This is a genomic window from Halolamina salifodinae (assembly GCF_017874235.1).
GTDB lineage: Archaea > Halobacteriota > Halobacteria > Halobacteriales > Haloferacaceae > Halolamina > Halolamina salifodinae.
The window spans coordinates 236,803-253,921 of record NZ_JAGGLC010000005.1 but is presented as its reverse complement, the minus strand read 5'-3'; the positions used below and the strand labels follow the sequence as shown (position 1 = coordinate 253,921).

The following is a 17,119-nucleotide window of genomic DNA, read 5'->3' as shown; positions in this document are numbered from 1 at the left end:
AAGGTCGGGAGTCGCCTTTCCCCACCAAATGGAAGACGCCGGCATCTACGCGCGCCAATCGGACGTGCTCGGGCGGCCCGTCCAGATCGGAATCGCCAGCGGGCAGGTGATCGACGTGTCGTTTCCGGAGCGGATCCCGGACGATTCGGGGTCCGACCACGAGGTGCTGGATCGCGTGTTCGACTACCTCGGCGGCGCCGAGGACGACTTCGCGGACCTGGAGGTCGCCATCACGGTGCCGACCGACCAGCGCGACGTGCTCAAGGCGGTCTGCCAGATCCCCTACGGCGAGACCGGGACCACGCGGCAGGTCGCCCACATGGCCAACCTCGATCCCGACGACGAGGACGACGCACAGACCGTCAGAAGCGCGCTGCGGGCCAACCCCGTCCCGATTTTCGTCCCGGACCACCGCGTCGAGGACGCGCCGGGCGCGACGCCGAGCGACGTGGCGGCGACGCTCCGGAACGTCGAGCAGTCGTAGAACCCGCAGCGAGCCTCAGTCCAGCCGAACCACGAAGTACGCGACGGCGATCAGGAACAGCGCCTGTCCCGCGGTGCTGACGGGGCCGATGTCGAAGCTCACGCCGCCGCCGTACGTCGCGGCCGCGGCGAGAAACAGCGCGGTGTTGCCGACGGCGTTCACTCTGGGCCCGGCGTGGATCGCCAGCGAGCGGTAGCTCGCGACGACGGCGACGCCGAGGAAGGCGAGCGCCAGTAGTTCCTCGACGGTTCCGGTGCCGTAGTAGACGCGATACCCCCCGAACGCCACCAGCGCGACCCCCAGAACGGCGGTGAGCACGCTGCCGGCCTCGACCAGTCGATCCCCCATCGCCGTAATCGACTGACGGCGTCCACTTAACCCCGACGACAGCGCCGCGTGCCGGCACGCTGCCGGGCCGAACCACACGCTTTTGGCTCGTCGCGCGGAACGACGGCCAGCATGGAGTTCACGGCCATCCCGGGGGTGGGTGCGAAGACGGCCGCCGCGCTGGCCGAACTCGACGACGCCGAGACGGCGCTCCGCAGCGGCGACGTGGCGAGAATCGCCCGGGCCCCGAAGATCACCGAGGGCCGGGCGGCCGCCATCGCCCGCGCGGCAGTCCGCCGGGAGCACGGCGACGAGGGCGGCTTCCTCGCGACCGACCGCGCCGACGAGATCTACGACGACGCGCTCTCGTTGCTGCAGGCCCGTGCTGTCACCGAGTACGGCAAGAAACGGCTGCAGACGTTCTTCCCCAGCACGTCCGACTCCCGAATCGAGGAGGTCCGGACGTTCGCGACGGCGGCGATGGAGCGCGACCCCACCCCCGAATTGCTTGAAGCGTTGGCGGGTGTCGAACCACTGGAACCGGCCGAAGGAATCCGGGTCCGGGAGCGTTGTGTCGCGACGACTGACGCCGAGCGCTACGCCGAGGCGAAGGCCGCGCTCCCGGAACTGCCCGTCGAAGTGATCGACGAGCGCCGCGAACTCGGCGAACTCGGCCGCTCGTACTCGACGGTGTACGTCCTCGACGCGGCGTTCGCGGGGATCGACGTCGACGGCGACGTGCGCGTGGTGCCCGACGCGCTGGAGCATCCCGAGGAGTTCGTCCCCGAGCGCACGCTCACGTTCTTCGCCGAGAACCGCGAGCCCCTGCTGGCCGCCGCGGAGGTTCACGAGGTGGCGGGCACACAACCGGACTGCGACCTCGACTCGCTCCGGGCGGCGCTGGATCGGGTCGACGAGGAGGGCGGCGTCGTCGGCGACGCGAAACTCGAACGGCTCGAAGTCGCGGTCGACGACCTCGACGCCGCCGTGAGTACGGCCGAGTCGGTCGGCAACGACCACCTCCGTGACGCCATCGGCGAGCAGGACGTGACCATCGAGGGGACGGACTTCCTCTCGCTGGTCGAGCAGGGCGCCCGCGTCGACTCGCTGCTCTCCCGCGAACTGGCTGACGACTACGACCGCGCGGTCGAGTTGGCTCGCGAGCACATCGTCGAGAGCCTCGACCTCGATTCCGGCGAGGCGGAGTTCGTCGAACGTGTCTTCGGTGGCGAACCGGAGTTCCCACTAGAGCACAACGAGGAAGCGGTCTCCCGGCTCCGGACCGAACTCACGGCCGACCGGGACCGCCGAGCGAATCAGCTAGAGACCGAGTTGGCGGCCGAACTCCGGGAACTCCGCGAGCCAGCGGCGTCGATGGTCGAGTCCGCGCTGGAACTCGACGTGGAGTTGGCCGTCTCGCGGTTCGCCCGCGATTTCGACTGTGTGCTGCCGACGCTCGCCGGATCAGGCTTCGAGATCGAGGGCGGGCGCTCGCCGCTGCTGGATGTCCCCTTCGAGGCGGTCGACCCCGTCGACTACGGCGTCGAGGGCGTGACGCTGCTCTCCGGGGTGAACTCCGGGGGGAAGACCTCGACGCTCGACCTGGTGGGGCTGATCGCCGTGCTCGCCCACATGGGCCTGCCAGTGCCCGCCGAGAGCGCGCGGGTCGGGCGCGTGTCCGAACTCCACTACTACGCCAAGTCCCAGGGCACTCTCGACGCCGGCGCGTTCGAGAGCACGCTCCGGGAGTTCGGCGACCTCGTGGAGGGCGAGTCGGGCCGCCTCGTCCTCGTCGACGAACTGGAGTCGATCACCGAACCCGGCGCGTCGGCCAAAATCATCGCCGGGATCCTGGAGGAACTCCACGACCAGGGGGCCAGCGCCGTGTTCGTCTCCCACCTCGCCGACGGCATCCGGGAGGCCGCCGGCTTCGACGTGGCCGTCGACGGCATCGAGGCGGTGGGGCTGGTCGACGGCGAACTCCGGGTCGACCGGTCGCCGAAGAAGGACCACCTCGCGCGCTCGACGCCGGAACTCATCGTGGAAAAGCTGGCTGGCGAGTCCGAGGGCGGCTTCTACCGGGACCTGCTGGAGAAGTTCTGAGGTCCGCCGCGGGTCGCTAAAACGGCTCTTTGTGTTTACCTAACTACTTTGCTAGATACGCCCCTACGCTCAGGTGCGTCCCCGCTTCGGCCCTCCAACGCTCGAACCGGACGCTACGTGTCCCCCACGTCGAATCGATCGAACGTCTCGCCGTCGACGGTTACGAGCCGTCCGGCGAGTCCTCCATCCTTCGGTTCCAGTACCGCAAACGACTGTCTCGCCCCCCGCGGGTCCGCATGGCTCCCGGGGTTGAGCAGCGTCACCGCGCCCTCGTCGTCGACGCGCGGCCGGTGGGTGTGCCCCGAGATAACGAGGTCGGCGCCGCGTTCGCGCCCGAACATCGCTAGTCCCGTGGGGCCGCCCCGGCGTCGATGGGTGAGGGCGATCCGGACGCCGCCGTATTCGAGCGTGGTCGCCTCGGGCAGTCGTTCGGTCACCGCCTGATTGTCGGCGTTGCCGTGGACCGCACGGAACTCCTCGGCAGTGTCGTAGAACGACTCCAGCACCGCCTCGGTGGTGAAGTCGCCGGCGTGGACCACGAGGTCGGCGTCGTCGACGGCCTCGGCGGCCGCGCCGACGAGCGCCGTTCCGTCGGCAGCGTGGGTGTCTGAGAGCACGACGAGCATACAACTGGCTCGCTCCCGGCAAGGAAAAACAGCACGGGCCACACCAACCGATAAGGCCCTCCCTCGTGACCGTTCGCCCATGGCCGGTAGTACGAGAGTCGTGGTGGCGGCGCTGATCGCCAACGGCGCCATCGCGATTCTGAAGTTCGTCGGCTTCCTGCTCACCGGGAGCCCCTCCATGCTCTCCGAGACGTATCACTCCATCTCCGACACCGGGAACCAGGTGTTCCTCCTGATCGGGATCCGCTACTCCGGGAAGGAGGCCAGCCGGGGCCACCCCTTCGGCTACGGGAAGGCCCAGTTCTTCTACGCCTTCCTCGTCTCGGTGCTGCTGTTCGGCATCGCCGGCTGGGAGAGCCTGAATCACGGGATCCACGCGATCCAGACCGCGGGCCACACCGAGGCCGGCACGTTCGTCGTCCCGTTCGTCGGCGCCGAACTCGAGACGTTCTGGCTCAACGTTGCCGTCCTCTCGGCGGCCATCGTCTTCGAGGCGTGGGCGTTCGCGAAGGCGAACTCGGAGCTACGGAGCCAGATGCAGGAGTTCGACTGGACCTCGATCCCGGAGGCGTTCGAGAAGACCAGCGACGTGACGACGCTGACGGCGTTCACCGAGGACGCCATCGCACTCAGTGGCGCCGCCATCGCGCTGGTCGGCGTGGTGCTCACGCGCTACACCGGCAACGGCATCTACGACGCCATCTCCGCGGCGATAATCGGCGTCTTGCTGATGGTGTTCGCGGTCGCGCTGGCCTGGCAGAACAAGCGCCTGCTGCTGGGCGAGAGCCTGCCCGCCGACGCCGAACGTGACCTCCAGGGCATCATCAACAGCCACCCGAACGTCGTCCACGTGGACACGTTCCGGAGCGTCTTCTTCGGCCCCCAGAAGGCGCTGGTGGCCGTCGATGTGAGCGTCGACCCCGCGCTGGACACCGAGGCGGTCAGCGAGATCATCGCGGAGCTCGAGCAGGAACTCCGCGAGGGCGACACGCGCGTCACGATGGTGTACATCGAACCGGATCTATGACCGCCGACCGCGAGTTCTAAGGCGGCGCCCCAGTAACGCCCGGGTGTGCCGCGGTTCGACTACCCCTGTCCCGACTGCCACGCCACGAGCAGCCTCCACGACACCGGCTGTCGGTTCGAGGGGACCGAGTGGCAGACCGTCGAGCGCGCCTACGTCGACGTGCTGGCGCCGCTGTCGGCGGGCGCCCGCGAGGAGGACGACCTGCGCGAGTCGGCGCCGGAGTGGGACGCGCTCCATCAGGCCGCGCTCTCGTATCTCCGGCGCAGCGGCCGGATTCAGCCGGACACCAACGGCCGCCTCGAACTCCTGACCGCCGAGGAGTACCGCGAACAGGTCTCGGAGCCGACGACGGACCCGATGCGGACCATCTACCGCCGGGGCTCCTACCCCGGCTGTCACGACAACGCCGTCTTCGCCATGGTCGCGTGGTACGAGATGGTCGGCCTCACGTGGCCCGAGACCCGCGAGAAGGTGATCGACTGGCTCGAGGAGTCGGGCACGTGGGCCCGCGGGGGGTTCGAGGAGACCAGCCCGGGGGAACTGGTCGACAACAAACGCCACGTCTACGAGGCCGGCTACGGCTGGAAGGAGAAGGCCCAGGCCGCGAAGCGGGTCATCCAGCGTCACGGCTGAGGTGCTTTTCGTCCGCCGACCGTTCTCACACAACTCACCGTCGAGCCGTCGCTCCGCCGTCGCCCCGCCGTCGCTCCGCCGTCGCCCCGCCGTCGCTCCGCCGTCGCCCCGCCGTCGCTCCGCCGTCGCCCCGCCGTCGCCCCGCCGTCGCCCCCGCGGTTTATGACGGCTCCCCCGGTAGGGTGGGTAATGAACGTCGGGCTCGTCTACGTGGCGCTCGCCTTTGCCAGCGGGCTGACGACGCTCGCCATCGGCGGCTACGCGGCGCGCCGAGACAAGCCTGGGGCGACCTACTTCGCGGCGATGATGGCCGGCGCGTCGCTCTGGTCGCTCGCGTACGCGGTCTCGCTGCTGATCTCCGACCCCGGCGTGCACGTCCTGTTCGAACTCCCCGTCGAGGTGGGGAAGGCGGTGCTCGTGCCGTCGTGGTTCCTGTTCGCGCTGGCGTACACCGGCCGCGGCGGCTACATCAGCCGCAAACTCATCGCCGGCGTGTTCGTGTTGCCGGCGGCGACGATGGGGCTGATCGTCACCAACGACGCCCACCACCTCCTCTGGCGGGACTACCAAGTCACCGAACAGCTCGGGATCGCGATCAGCTGGTACGACCCCGGGGTCTGGCACTGGATCCACGTCGGCTACGGCTGGATCCTCGTCGGAGTCGGCGTCGCGCTCATCTTCGAGTTGGTGCTCTCCCGCGGGTCGCTCTACCGGGATCAGGCCGTCGCGCTGGTCGTCGGCACCCTCGTCGCCACGGTCACACAGGGGAAGGCGGCGCTGTTCGTCGGCCCCTATCCCGGCCTCGACCTCACGCCGGTCGGGCTCGGGGTCACGGGGGTTTCCTTCGGCTACGCGCTGTTTCGCTACCGGCTGTTCGGTGTCTCGCCGGCGGTGAGTCGGCTGGGGACCCAGGCGGCCGTCGACGACGTGGGCGTCGCCGTCGCCATCGTCTCCCGCAACGGCGAGGTGGCCGAACTCAACGCCGCCGCCGAGTCGGTGCTCGGCGTCGACACCGCCACCGCCCTCGGGGAGCCACTCGGGTCGTTCCTGCCCATCGAGCGCTTCGACCCGGCGGACCCACCTCGAACAATCGAACTTACCGACGGCGAGCGCCGCACCTACGAGGTGACGACCAGCACCGTCGCCGACCAGCACGGCGACCCGCTCGGCTACACGGTCGTGCTCTCGGATGTAACCGTCCGCGAGCGCCAGCGCCAGCGCGTCGAGGTACTGAACCGGGTGCTCAGACATAACCTCCGGAACGACCTCACCGTCGTGCTCGGCTACGCCGAGACGCTTGCGGACCGACACGACGGCGAGGATCAACGGATGGCCGAACTGATCGCGGCGAACGCCCGCTCGCTCACGGATCTGGGCGAGAACGCCCGGGAGGTCGAGGCGTTCCTCGAAGCCGAGGAGACGACGTTCGACGCCGCCGCAATCACTCGTTCGGTGCTCGCGGATCTCGCCGCCGACGCGCCCGAGGCGGCCGCCGAGACGGATATCGCCGACTCGATTCGGCTGCACGGCGTCGACCGCGCGTTCGAGGCGGTGGTCGAGAACCTCGTGGAGAACGCTATCGACCACGGCGCCGAACCGATCACGATCTCGCTCACCCCGACCGACGGCGGCGCCCGCCTCGTGGTTCAGGACTCGGGGCCGGGCATCCCGGAGCACGAACTCGCGGTGCTGCGCTCGGGCGGCGAGACGGCGCTCGAACACGGCAGCGGGCTCGGCCTCTGGGCAGTCTACTGGGGGGCGACGCTACTCGGCGCGACTATCGACATCGAGACGCCCGAGGAGGGTGGGACTGAAGTCGCCGTGACGTTCCCGGCTGGCTCGCCAGACGCGTCAGCGGAGCCGTGAGAGCGTGTCGAGGTGGGCGAGATGGACGCGAGAATAGACAGCGCGCATGCTCGTGATTCGAGTGGGCGGCTGAAAAAGTCGCGGTGGGTGGTCGCGTTACACCCAACCACGGCATGGGCTCCGAGAGAGCGACACGAGGCCGCTCTCGGTCGCGAGCCGCGGTGGCGTTACTCCGACTGAATACGCGGCGCCAGCATGAACGTCACCTTGCCGAGCCCCTCGGCGAACTCGTAGTGGAGCTTCACCGGGAACTCCTCGCCGAGTTCGACGCGGACCTCGGCGTCGGAGGCGATGGCCTTGTTCATGTCCTTCAGGTAGTCGAGGCTGAACAGCGAGTCGGCGGGCCCGGCCGTGAGGTCGATCAGGTCCTCGGACTCGAGCTGCAGGTCGACGTCGTCGGTGTCGCCCTCGGCCTCGATGTGGAACGTCTCCGCGCTCTCGTCGACGCGCAGGCGGATGTGGTCCGAAACCATGTCCGCGGCGGTGATCCCGCGGCTGAGCTGTGCGCCCTCGAGTACGATCTCGGCCGGGAGGTCGAGATCCGGGATGTCCGGCTCCTGGCGGATCGAGTCGGGGTCGATCAGCGCCAGCGTGTAGGAGAGACCCTCACACTCGATGTGGAGCTTGCGGGTCTCCTCGTCGAGTTCGAGGTGGATCAGGTCGTCGGCGTTGGCCATCCCGGCGACTTCCTCGAGTCGCGTGAGGTTGACGCCGATGACGCCGCCGTCGGCTTCGTAGGACTCGAAGGCCGCCGCCTCCAGCGTCAGATCGACCATCCCCACGTTCGCCGGGTCGACCGCGCGGATCGACAGCTCCTCCTCGTTCAACCGGATCTTGCACTCCTCGACCAGCACGCTCACGGCGTCGAGGGAGTCCCGGAGCGTCGACGCGCTCACGATGGCCTTGAACATGGTCTACGGTTCCCTCCCACACTCAAAAAGCCTCCCGATTCGGGGTGCCCCGGCCCCCGTCTCGCGGGCGCCGGGACAGCATCGCGCCGCTGTCGAGCGGACTCCGCAAGCGGTTTGCCGCGGTGCCGAGAGCTTCGAGTATGGATCCGCGAATCCGCGAACACGCCGAGACCATCGTCGAGCACTCGACCGGCATCGAGGCCGGCGACGACGTGATCGTCTACCTCCCCGGCGACGCCGAGGACCTCGCCGTCGCCCTCCACGAACTGCTGGGCGAGAAGGGCGCCAACCCGCTGCTGTTGACCTACTCCGAGCGCGTCGAGCGCGCGTACCTCCGCAACAGCGACGAGTTCGACACGCCCGAGCACGAACTCGCGCTCTACGAGAACGCCGACGCGACGATCATCGCCCGCAGCGGCCCGAACCCCAGCGAGAAGGCCGACGTGGACCCGGAGACAACGGCCGCGTACAACCGCGCCCACGACCCCGTGAAGAAGGCGCGACTCGACACCACGTGGTGTCTCACCCAGTACCCGAGTTCGGGCTACGCCCAGCTGGCGGGGATGAGCACCGAAGCTTACGAGGAGTTCGTCTACGACGCCGTCACCCTCGACTGGGCGGCCCAGCGTGAGTTTCAGGAGAACCTCGTCGAAATCCTCGACGACGCCAGCGAGGTCCGCATCCGCGCGGGCGAGGAGACGGACGTCACGATGTCCATCGAGGGCAACACCGCCGCGAACGACTACGGCGAGGCGAACCTCCCCGGCGGCGAGGTGTTCACCGCCCCCGTGAAGCACAGCGTCGAGGGTGAGGTCCACTTCGATATGCCGCTCTACCGGCAGGGCCGCGAGGTGCAGGGCGTTCGGCTGACGTTTGAGGACGGCAAAGTCACCGAGTTTTCCGCCGAGCGCAACGAGGACGTGCTGCAGGGCGTCTTCGACACCGACGAGGAGGCGCGCTACCTCGGCGAACTCGGCATCGGGATGAACGACGCCATCGACCAGTTCACCTACAACATGCTGTTCGACGAGAAGATGGGCGAGACGGTCCATATGGCCGTCGGGAGCGCCTACCCGATGTGTGTGGGCGAGGGCAACGAGGTCAACGACAGCGCCGAGCACGTCGACATGATTCTGGACATGAGCGAGGACTCGGTCATCGAGGTGGACGGCGAGGTTGTGCAGGAGGACGGCGAGTTCATCTTCGAGTAACGTAGTCTGTCGTCGGTTTTGCGGTACTTCTCGTCGGATTTTCGTTCGCTTTCGTGTTTGTGTGGCCTGACTGGGTCGTCGATTTCCGCAACAGCATCTCGATCGTTGACCACTTGCGACCGCAGGGCGTCGGGTACAAGACCCGACGCAGCGCCGAGTCCCCACCCCTCCCCCCGCGCTCGCCGGCCGCTGGCGAGCGCGAGGCGTCCACCGCACCCGCAGTGGCGGTGGCGCGCGACGTGAGCGCGTCGGCGCGAACGAGCGTGCGAGGGACGAGCGAGGGTTAAGCCCGAGCGAGTCGGCTGGGGAGGCTGTGGCCGCTGAGCGGTCAGCGGTGCGGTCACAATTTGCCCTGGGAACTCCGCGGTGCCGTTCGCGGTCGCCCGAACTCTACCGAACGAGAAGCTACCAACCACCGAGAAACAGCCGCCGCTCTACTCCGCGTCTTCGTCGACTTCCAACTCGAACTGCTGATTCTCCACAACCGCGTTCAGCACGACCGAGGTGTTCGACTCGCGCACGTCGTCGTCGGTCAGAATCCGCTTGATGCGCTCGTTCATCGCGTCCGTATCCTCGAACTTCCCGATAGCGATGATGTCGTGGTCGCCCGTCACCTCGTACACCGAGACCATCCCCTGGAGATCCGCGAGGCGGTCGGTGATCTCCGGCAGCGCCTCACCTTCGACTTTGAGTTGGAGCACTGCGGTCACGTCGTAGCCGAGTTCGTGGTAGTTCACGTCGGGGCTGTACCCCTCGATCACGCCGGACTCCTCCAGGCCCTGCAGGTGGTTCGACACCGTCGTCACCGACACGTCGAGCTCCTCGCCCAGACTGCGCAGGCTCGCGCGACCGTTGCCGAGCAGTGAGTTGATCAGGCGCGCGTCGAGGTTTTCGTACGTCATGGTACTCCGATCCGCTCGCGGGGGTCAAGAACTTTACGAACATCCAATTTTCTTCTGTACCCTCTCGCACACGGCTTCCGGGAGGGCAATTTACTTGTAGTATCGGTTTCTCCACCCCGGTAGAGCATGACGGACGAGCCAGTCGCCGACGGCGGACTCACCGAGGAGGAGAGCGAAGTACTGAAACGTATCGACCGCGAAGGAATAGACTTCCTCCGCCTCCAGTTCACGGACATTCTCGGCACGGTCAAGAACGTCTCCGTGCCCGCTGAGCAGGCAGAGAAGGCCTTTACCGAGGGGATCTACTTCGACGGCTCCTCAATCGAGGGGTTCGTCCGCATCCAGGAGTCGGACATGCGCCTCAAGCCCGACGCGACCACGTTCGCGGTGCTGCCGTGGCGCGACACCTCCGCGCGCCTCATCTGTGACGTGATCGACACGACCACGGGCGAGCCGTTCGAGGGCGACCCGCGTGCGGTGCTGAAGGACGCGCTTGCCCGCGCCGAGAAGTTGGGCTACGAGGTCAACGCCGCGCCCGAACCGGAGTTCTTCCTGTTCGAGGAGGACGAGGAGGGGAAGGCGACGACCAACACCAACGACGCCGGCGGCTACTTCGACGTGGCGCCGAAGGATCTGGCCAGCGACGTCCGTCGAGACATCATCTACGGTCTCGAGGAGATGGGCTTCGACATCGAAGCCTCCCACCACGAGGTCGCCGAGGGCCAGCACGAGATCAACTTCGAGTACGACGACGCGCTCTCGACGGCCGACAACGTCGCGACGTTCCGCACCGTCGTGCGGGCCATCGCCGCCCAGCACGACCTCCACGCGACGTTCATGCCCAAGCCCATCGCGAAAGTCAACGGCTCGGGGATGCACGTCCACTTCTCGCTGTTCACGGACGGCGAGAACGCGTTTCACGACGAGGACGACGAGTTCGACCTCAGCGAGGTGGCCAAGCAGTTCACCGCCGGGGTTCTGGACCACGCGCCCGCGCTGGCGGCGGTCACCAACCCCACCGTGAACAGCTACAAGCGCCTCGTCCCCGGCTACGAGGCGCCCGTCTACGTCGCCTGGTCCGACCGCAACCGCTCGGCGCTGATCCGCAAGCCGGCCGCGCGCGTGCCCGCCGCCTCCCGAATCGAGGCGCGTTTCCCCGACCCCTCGTGTAACCCCTACCTCGCCTTCGCGGTGCTGATCCACGCGGGGCTCGACGGGATCGAGAAGGAGATGGACTGCGAGGATCCGATCCGCGAGAACATCTACGAGTTCGACGAGCAGAAACGCGAGGAGTACGGCATCGAGACGCTGCCGACCAATCTCGGCGAGGCCATCGACGCCCTGGAGAACGACGACACCGTCTACGAGGCGCTCGGCCCCCACGTCGGGCCGAAGTTCGTCGAGGCCAAGCGGGCCGAGTTCGCGGACTACCTCGTCGACGTCTCGGACTGGGAGCTCGACCGCTACCTCGAGACGTTCTAAACCAACCTCTTTTACCGGGGTCCTCCCTCGCTTCGCTCGGTCGAACCCCGGTAAAACCCGTTGATGTCGCCAGAATCGAAGATTCTGGCTGCTAACCGGAAATCGGAGATTTCCGGTGATGCTGTCGGACTACGTCCGACTGCTAACCAGAATCGCGGTGCGATTCTGGTAATGCCAAAACCCCGCCTCCGCGGGGCTTCACCCGCTCCGGCGGTGAACCGCTCGCTTCGCTCGCGGATGCGACACTTGCAATACTTCTCTTCACCGCGCGCCGGTGGGTTCACGGGACTGGCGTGTTAACACGGAGCTATGGCCGATGTCAGCCTGCGTGCAGCCACCATCGGGGACGCCGACGCGCTCGCGGCCGCCTACCGCAGCGCCTACGCCGAGAACCGGGACCTCGGCTTCCCGGCGAAGGCCGAGTCGGCGACCGCCGCGGCGGTCCGCGAGTGGGTCGGGGAACAGCAGGTGTTCGTCGCCGAAACCGACGAGGGCGTCGTCGGCGGCGTCCGCCTCGGGACTGAGGACGTCGCAGAGCAAACCTCTGCGGGCAACCAGAACGCTTCGCGTTCTGGTGACGATGCGGCGACGATCAGCCGACTCGGCGTCCGCGAGCGCTGGAAGGGCGAGGGGATCGGCAGCCGCCTGCTCGAACGCGCCGAGCGCGCCGCCCGGGAGGCGGGCCACACGCGGGTCCGGCTCACCACGCCCGACGAGCACCCGTTCCTCCCCGAGTTCTACCACGCCCACGGCTACGAGATCACGGGTGACTACCCGCTCTCCTTCCGCGAGTACGACGAGGTCGTCATGGAGAAATCACTCGAGTGAGTCGACGACGCCCGGGACGGCGACGATCCCCCCGACAGCGATCGCTGACCCAACCGCGCTGACCACCGGCGCCAGTTCGGCGACGTAGATGCCGCCCCAGAGACCACCCAGCACCACGCCAGCGGGCACCGCGATCCGGACCGGGACGGGCGGGAGGTCACCCCCGGTCCGGTGCCACGCGACGGCGGCGCCGAGCCCAGCCCCAAGGGCGATAGCGGCTTTCAGCAGTTCCTCGGGGTGTTCAGGGGCGAAGACGAGCGTAGCGACGACGGATATCGCGCCGAGCGTGCCGGCCGCGAGGAAGGCTCGCTCGGGATCCCGGCCCGCGACCCAGCGCACCGCGAGCAGCACTGCCAGCCCCGTCGCGATCCCCGCGAGCACGTCCGGCAGGTGGTGAACGCCGAGGACGAGCCGTGAGAGCGCGACGGTTGCGGTGACTGCGACGGCGCCGAGGATCCGCCGGCGCTGGTCCCAGAGTCGGTCCAGATAGAGCGCGAGGCCGCCGTAGACGATGCTGCTCGAGGTGGCGTGGCCGCTGGGGAAGCCGAAGCCGTCGCCGGTCGCGAAGTCGACGAACACCCGGTCGAGCAGCGCCGGGAGCCACACCGGCGGCGTCGCCGATCCGGCGCCGACGGGGCGGTGGAGGCCGAAGGCGGTCTTGAACGTCACCGTCGCCGCAATGGTGCAGACCCCCAGCGCCACCAGCAGCCCGCCGGTGCGGCGTGGCTCGCTGGCGAGTCGCTCGTCAGCGAGCAGGTACAGGAGGGTGAGCCCGGCGAAAACGAACCACGCGTCGGCCAACTGGGTCAGGAGGGCGAACACGAGCACGACCCAGTCCGGGAGCGCGGCCAGCGCCTCGGTGACGCCCCAGCCGTGCATTACCGGAACCGTTCGGAGAGGCTGCCGGCGGTTCGCGCGGCGCCGAGCACGCCGCCGAACAGGACGAACAGGACGTAGATGCCGAGCGTCGACGTGAACGCGACGAGCATCGCGGCGACGGCGGCCCAGCCCGAGAGATAGTGGAACGCGGCGATGCTCAGCGCGACGCCGTAGAGCAACACCAGATACGGCCCCCAGCCGCGAGCCTTGCCGCGGCGCATCCGCGAGCGGACGTACGCCCGGAGGTCAGCCTCCAACTGCGGCCGGTCGACGGTCCGTCGGTCGACGTCCTCCTCGAAGCCGTCGAGCTCGGACCGGAGCTCCTCGACTTCCGCCGCGAGTTCGGCGACATCGGGCGCGCCGCGGGGTTCGCGCTCAGCCATGTACTCGGAGGCTGGCTCTCGGCCCTCTTGGAACTGCCGGTAGTCCCCGACGGTGGCGTCTTCGGGCGGGGGGCCGACGGTGGCGCCGCCGGACTCGGCGCCGGGTTCGCGGTTCTCCGCGAGCACGACGTTGACGACGGCGCCGAGGATGACGACGGCGCCCGCAAGGTAGAGCCACGTCACCAGCAGGATCACCCCGCCTACGATACCGTAGGCGGAGGTGCTGGCGACGCTGGCGTACAACTGGAAGACGGCCTGCATCACGGTCCACCCGACCGCGGCGAGTGCGGCACCGGGCAGCGCCTCCCGGACGGTGACCGCAGTGTCCGGGAACCGGTAGAAGATGGGGAGAAAGGCCGCGGTCAGGATGACGGGGAGCGCGAGCACCCCGACCGCCTCGGTGACGATGCCGAGGTCGAACGCGGCGAACGCGCCGGCGAGCGCGAACATCAACGTCATCGAGGCGCCGATGCTGACGACGACGATCAGCGAGTCGACCAGTTGGTCCAGCAGCGTGTCCTGCTGTTCGGTGCCGTAGACGTCGCCGAACGCGGTGTCGAGCGCGCGGAACACTTTCAGCGTCCCCCAGAGCAGGAAGGCGCCCCCGACGACGGTCGCGCCACTGCGGCCGTCGCTGGCAGTGAGTGCGGTGGTGAGCACCTCCTGCCCGCTCGCGGTGAGCAACTGGCTGGTCGACTCCAGCACGACCCGGGCGAACTGCTCGCCGCCGAACGTGCTGGCGATGACGAGGACGAGCACCGCCGCGGGGATCAGCGAGACGAACGCGTAGTAGGCGACGGCCGCCGCGAGGAAGGTGAGTTCCTGCTCCTTGGCGACGACGCCGACGCGCTTGGCGGTCTCGAGGGCGCTACGGAGGCGCGTTTTCACTGCACGTGGCTACACGAGCGCGCTACAAGAACCCCGGGGAGCGCCGACCTCGGCCGTCCCAAGTCGACGGTGGCTGCCTCGACCCGTCGGTCCACTTATTCATGGGCATATCTAACACGCACCATGGCCATCGCCCGACACGGGAGCGGCCCCGCCGCGGCCGCGAGCGCCTACGCTTCGCAGGTCCATCCGGTGTTCATGCTCCCGCCGGTGGCGACGGCGCTGTTCGGGGCGGCGCTCGCCGGGCCGTTCGACCCACCGGTCGCGCTGCTCGCGGCGAGCGCGGCCTTCTTCGCGGTCTACACCGCTCACGTGAAGGACGGCTACGTCGATTTCCACCGCCGCGGCGAGGATGACGACCACCCGCTGACCGTGCTGGGCTGTCGGATCGGACTCGTCGCCGCCACCGCCGGGTTCCTCGCCTGTCTTGCTGCGCTCGCCACCTTCGCGAACCCCCTTGCCGTCGCGCTCGCGGCGCCGACGTGGCTCATCGGCTACCTCCACGCGCCGCAGTTCGACACGAACCCCGTGACGACGACGCTGGGCTACCCCGTCGGTATCGGTCTCTGTCTGCTCGCGGGCTACGCGGCCCAGACCGGCGCGCTCGCGACCCGGCCGCTCGCGCTCGCGGCCGTACTCGTGACCGTCCTCGCGGGCGTGAAGATAATCGACGACGCGCAGGACTACGAGTACGACCGCTCGATCCAGAAACAGACCGTCGCGGTCGCGCTGGGCCCTGCCCGTTCGCACTCGCTCGCGGCCGCGCTGCTCGCTATCGGCCTCTTTGCCGTGGTTCCGCTCTCGATCACCCGAACACTGCCGCCGAGTGCGCCGCTCGCGAGCCTCGCCTTCGGCGCCGTTGCCGCCGTCGCCGTCCGCCGGGAGCCCGGGACGGCGACGATGCTGCTCGTTCGCGGCGCGTACCTGTTTCTGGCAGTGCTGCTCGTCGCAGTCTTCTTCGAACCGCTGGCGGGCGCGCCGCTCCCGGATATCTCCGTCCTCGGCCGGTACACCTACCTCGTGACCGAGGTCGTGTTCGGCGCCGCCGCGCTCGTGCTACTGCGCCGGGCCGGCGACGGCGCGCTCCGCCGGGCCGGCCGGACGATTGTGGCGCTGTACCCCATCGCGTACGTCTGGGACTGGTACACGCTGGAGGTCGGGGTGTTCGCGATTCAGATGCGGACGGGGATCGACCTGCTCGGAATCCCGCTGGAGGAGCACCTCTTCATGCTCGTCGTGCCGGCGCTGGTACTGGGGATTCACGAGACAGTCAATCCGCGGGAGTGAGGGCTACTCCTCGGTCGTGTCGAGGGTCGGTTCCACAGCCGCGGCATGGGCTCTGGTCGTGACCCGACGGTCACTCCCGGTCGCTCGCCGCGGCTGGTTCCGCTGCCGCGCGGATCTCGTCCACACTCGCGTCGGTTTTGAAGCAGGTCCCGCCGTAGTGGGCCGGACTCGCCTCGTAGCCGGCGTCCCGGAGGTCCTCGAGGAACGTCTCCAGTTTGTTTGCGGGCGCGCCCCACTGCTTGCAGAGGCGGTGCTGGTCGTAGTGGGTCGGCGTGTCCAGTTCCTCGCCGAGCGTGTCGAGCAGGCGGCTCACGCGCTGCCACTCGCCCATGTTCGGCGTCACCTCGGCGGCGACGTCGCCGACGAACTCGCTGTCGGAGACCTGCCCGAGCCAGATCGGACCCGCTGCAGAGCACCGCGAGGAGCCACAGTTCGGGCAGTTCTCGGGCGGGTGGGCGATCCGCCCGAACTCGTGCTCCCGGTAGAGACAGTCCTCGCAGTGATAGACGAAGCCCAGCCACTGCAGCGCCTTGTCGGCGGCCGTGGCCTTGTGGGTGAGTTCGAGGTAGGTCCGGGCGTAGTGCCGGGTGGCGTGCGAACAGATGGGTTCGACCGCCACATCTCGGCGGGCGGCGATGCGGGACATCGCGCCGATGAGCACGCGCAGGCCCATCTCGCGGTGGAAATCGGTGTTCCGCGGGACGGTGTCGTACTTCCGGACCCCGGAGTCGAAGTGCGCGCCACAGAGCGGCGCGGTGTCGGTCGCGGTCACACAGAGCAGTTTCCGCGTGCCGGCGACGGCGGCGTCGGCGAAGGGCATCGGCGTCCCGAACGGGTCGAGGTCGACCACGTCGAAGCGCTCCTGGTGCATGAGGACGTTGGCGTCCGACTGGACGGCCGTCCCGGGCAAGTCGTTCAGCGCGAGGTTCTCCCGGGCGAGTTCGACCGCGTCGGGGTCCACGTCGGCGGCAGTCACGTCGTAGCCCACCTCGGCCGCCCGGGCCGCGCGGACCCCCGTGGCGGTCATGGCGTCGAGGTAGCTGAGTGTGCGCTCCTCGCTGTCGGGTTCGTCGCGGCTGACGTTCGCCGCGCCGGCGTCGGTGCGGTCCTCGAAGGCTCGGAGCACCGCCACCGTGAGGTCGCGGTTGAGCTCCATCTCGGGGTTGAAGAAGACCGCTTCCCCGGCGCCCTCGCTGCTCCCGTCCCGCGGATCGGGCGCCTCGACCGTTACGTCACCCTCGCTCACGCGCATGGTCGTTGGTGGTCGGGGTGCGCGGAAAGC

At 68.6% G+C, this 17,119-nt stretch carries 16 protein-coding genes; 9 read left to right on the top strand and 7 right to left on the bottom strand.

Annotation, left to right across the window (positions count from 1 at the left end; translation table 11 throughout):
- Positions 1 to 28: 28 nt before the first annotated feature.
- Positions 29 to 484 carry an MGMT family protein gene (locus J2753_RS12385; RefSeq protein WP_209492370.1) on the top strand — a complete coding sequence of 152 codons (456 nt, stop codon included), beginning with the start codon at positions 29 to 31 and terminating at the stop codon, positions 482 to 484.
- A 15-nt stretch (positions 485 to 499) separates the two neighbouring features.
- Here J2753_RS12385 and J2753_RS12380 read toward each other — a convergent pair whose 3' ends face one another.
- Positions 500 to 832: a hypothetical protein gene (locus tag J2753_RS12380; RefSeq protein ID WP_209492369.1), complete on the bottom strand. Its 333-nt coding sequence runs from the start codon at positions 830 to 832 to the stop codon at positions 500 to 502.
- A 111-nt stretch (positions 833 to 943) separates the two neighbouring features.
- Between J2753_RS12380 and J2753_RS12375 the strand changes: the two genes are divergently transcribed.
- Positions 944 to 2,914 carry a MutS-related protein gene (locus tag J2753_RS12375; protein ID WP_209492368.1) on the top strand — a complete coding sequence of 657 codons (1,971 nt, stop codon included), beginning with the start codon at positions 944 to 946 and terminating at the stop codon, positions 2,912 to 2,914.
- Positions 2,915 to 3,027: 113 nt separating this feature from the next.
- Here the strand turns inward: J2753_RS12375 and J2753_RS12370 are convergent, their stop codons facing one another.
- Positions 3,028 to 3,540 carry a metallophosphoesterase gene (locus J2753_RS12370; protein WP_209492367.1) on the bottom strand — a complete coding sequence of 171 codons (513 nt, stop codon included), beginning with the start codon at positions 3,538 to 3,540 and terminating at the stop codon, positions 3,028 to 3,030.
- A 79-nt stretch (positions 3,541 to 3,619) separates the two neighbouring features.
- Here J2753_RS12370 and J2753_RS12365 point away from each other — a divergent pair, with 79 nt between their 5' ends.
- From J2753_RS12365 to J2753_RS12355, 3 genes are all read left to right on the top strand, one after another.
- On the top strand, positions 3,620 to 4,567 hold the full coding sequence (locus J2753_RS12365) for a cation diffusion facilitator family transporter (protein ID WP_209492366.1): 948 nt from the start codon (positions 3,620 to 3,622) through the stop codon (positions 4,565 to 4,567).
- A gap of 45 nt (positions 4,568 to 4,612) precedes the next feature.
- Entirely contained in the window at positions 4,613 to 5,200 is a 588-nt protein-coding gene (locus J2753_RS12360) for a DUF7474 family protein (protein ID WP_209492365.1), read from the top strand.
- A gap of 189 nt (positions 5,201 to 5,389) precedes the next feature.
- Positions 5,390 to 7,066 carry a sensor histidine kinase gene (locus J2753_RS12355; RefSeq protein WP_209492364.1) on the top strand — a complete coding sequence of 559 codons (1,677 nt, stop codon included), beginning with the start codon at positions 5,390 to 5,392 and terminating at the stop codon, positions 7,064 to 7,066.
- 167 nt (positions 7,067 to 7,233) lie between these two features.
- Here the strand turns inward: J2753_RS12355 and J2753_RS12350 are convergent, their stop codons facing one another.
- Positions 7,234 to 7,977: a DNA polymerase sliding clamp gene (locus J2753_RS12350; protein WP_209492363.1), complete on the bottom strand. Its 744-nt coding sequence runs from the start codon at positions 7,975 to 7,977 to the stop codon at positions 7,234 to 7,236.
- Positions 7,978 to 8,117: 140 nt separating this feature from the next.
- Here J2753_RS12350 and J2753_RS12345 point away from each other — a divergent pair, with 140 nt between their 5' ends.
- A complete protein-coding gene (locus tag J2753_RS12345; RefSeq protein WP_209492362.1) occupies positions 8,118 to 9,188 on the top strand; it encodes an aminopeptidase in 1,071 nt (356 codons plus the stop codon).
- A gap of 434 nt (positions 9,189 to 9,622) precedes the next feature.
- On the opposite strand, the gene lrp is transcribed toward J2753_RS12345, so the two are convergent.
- Positions 9,623 to 10,090, bottom strand: coding sequence for an HTH-type transcriptional regulator Lrp (lrp, locus tag J2753_RS12340; RefSeq protein WP_209492361.1), 468 nt, complete (start codon positions 10,088 to 10,090; stop codon positions 9,623 to 9,625).
- Between the two features lie 126 nt (positions 10,091 to 10,216).
- On the opposite strand from lrp, the gene glnA reads away from it, so the two are divergent.
- Both glnA and J2753_RS12330 read left to right on the top strand, forming a co-directional pair.
- Positions 10,217 to 11,572, top strand: coding sequence for a type I glutamate--ammonia ligase (gene glnA, locus J2753_RS12335; protein WP_209492360.1), 1,356 nt, complete (start codon positions 10,217 to 10,219; stop codon positions 11,570 to 11,572).
- 309 nt (positions 11,573 to 11,881) lie between these two features.
- Positions 11,882 to 12,400 (top strand): GNAT family N-acetyltransferase, encoded by a 519-nt coding sequence (locus J2753_RS12330; protein ID WP_209492359.1) that lies wholly within the window; start codon positions 11,882 to 11,884, stop codon positions 12,398 to 12,400.
- Here the strand turns inward: J2753_RS12330 and J2753_RS12325 are convergent.
- Complete coding sequence (locus J2753_RS12325; protein WP_209492358.1) at positions 12,389 to 13,279, bottom strand: phosphatase PAP2 family protein; 891 nt, start codon at positions 13,277 to 13,279, stop codon at positions 12,389 to 12,391. The genes J2753_RS12330 and J2753_RS12325 overlap by 12 nt on opposite strands.
- Positions 13,279 to 14,550, bottom strand: coding sequence for a YihY/virulence factor BrkB family protein (locus J2753_RS12320; protein ID WP_209492357.1), 1,272 nt, complete (start codon positions 14,548 to 14,550; stop codon positions 13,279 to 13,281). The genes J2753_RS12325 and J2753_RS12320 overlap by 1 nt, the downstream gene beginning before the upstream one ends.
- Positions 14,551 to 14,673: 123 nt before the next feature.
- Here J2753_RS12320 and J2753_RS12315 point away from each other — a divergent pair, with 123 nt between their 5' ends.
- A complete protein-coding gene (locus J2753_RS12315; protein ID WP_209492356.1) occupies positions 14,674 to 15,837 on the top strand; it encodes a lycopene cyclase domain-containing protein in 1,164 nt (387 codons plus the stop codon).
- Positions 15,838 to 15,907: 70 nt separating this feature from the next.
- Here J2753_RS12315 and J2753_RS12310 read toward each other — a convergent pair whose 3' ends face one another.
- Entirely contained in the window at positions 15,908 to 17,089 is a 1,182-nt protein-coding gene (locus tag J2753_RS12310) for a tRNA (guanine(26)-N(2))-dimethyltransferase (protein ID WP_209492355.1), read from the bottom strand.
- Positions 17,090 to 17,119 lie beyond the last annotated feature (30 nt).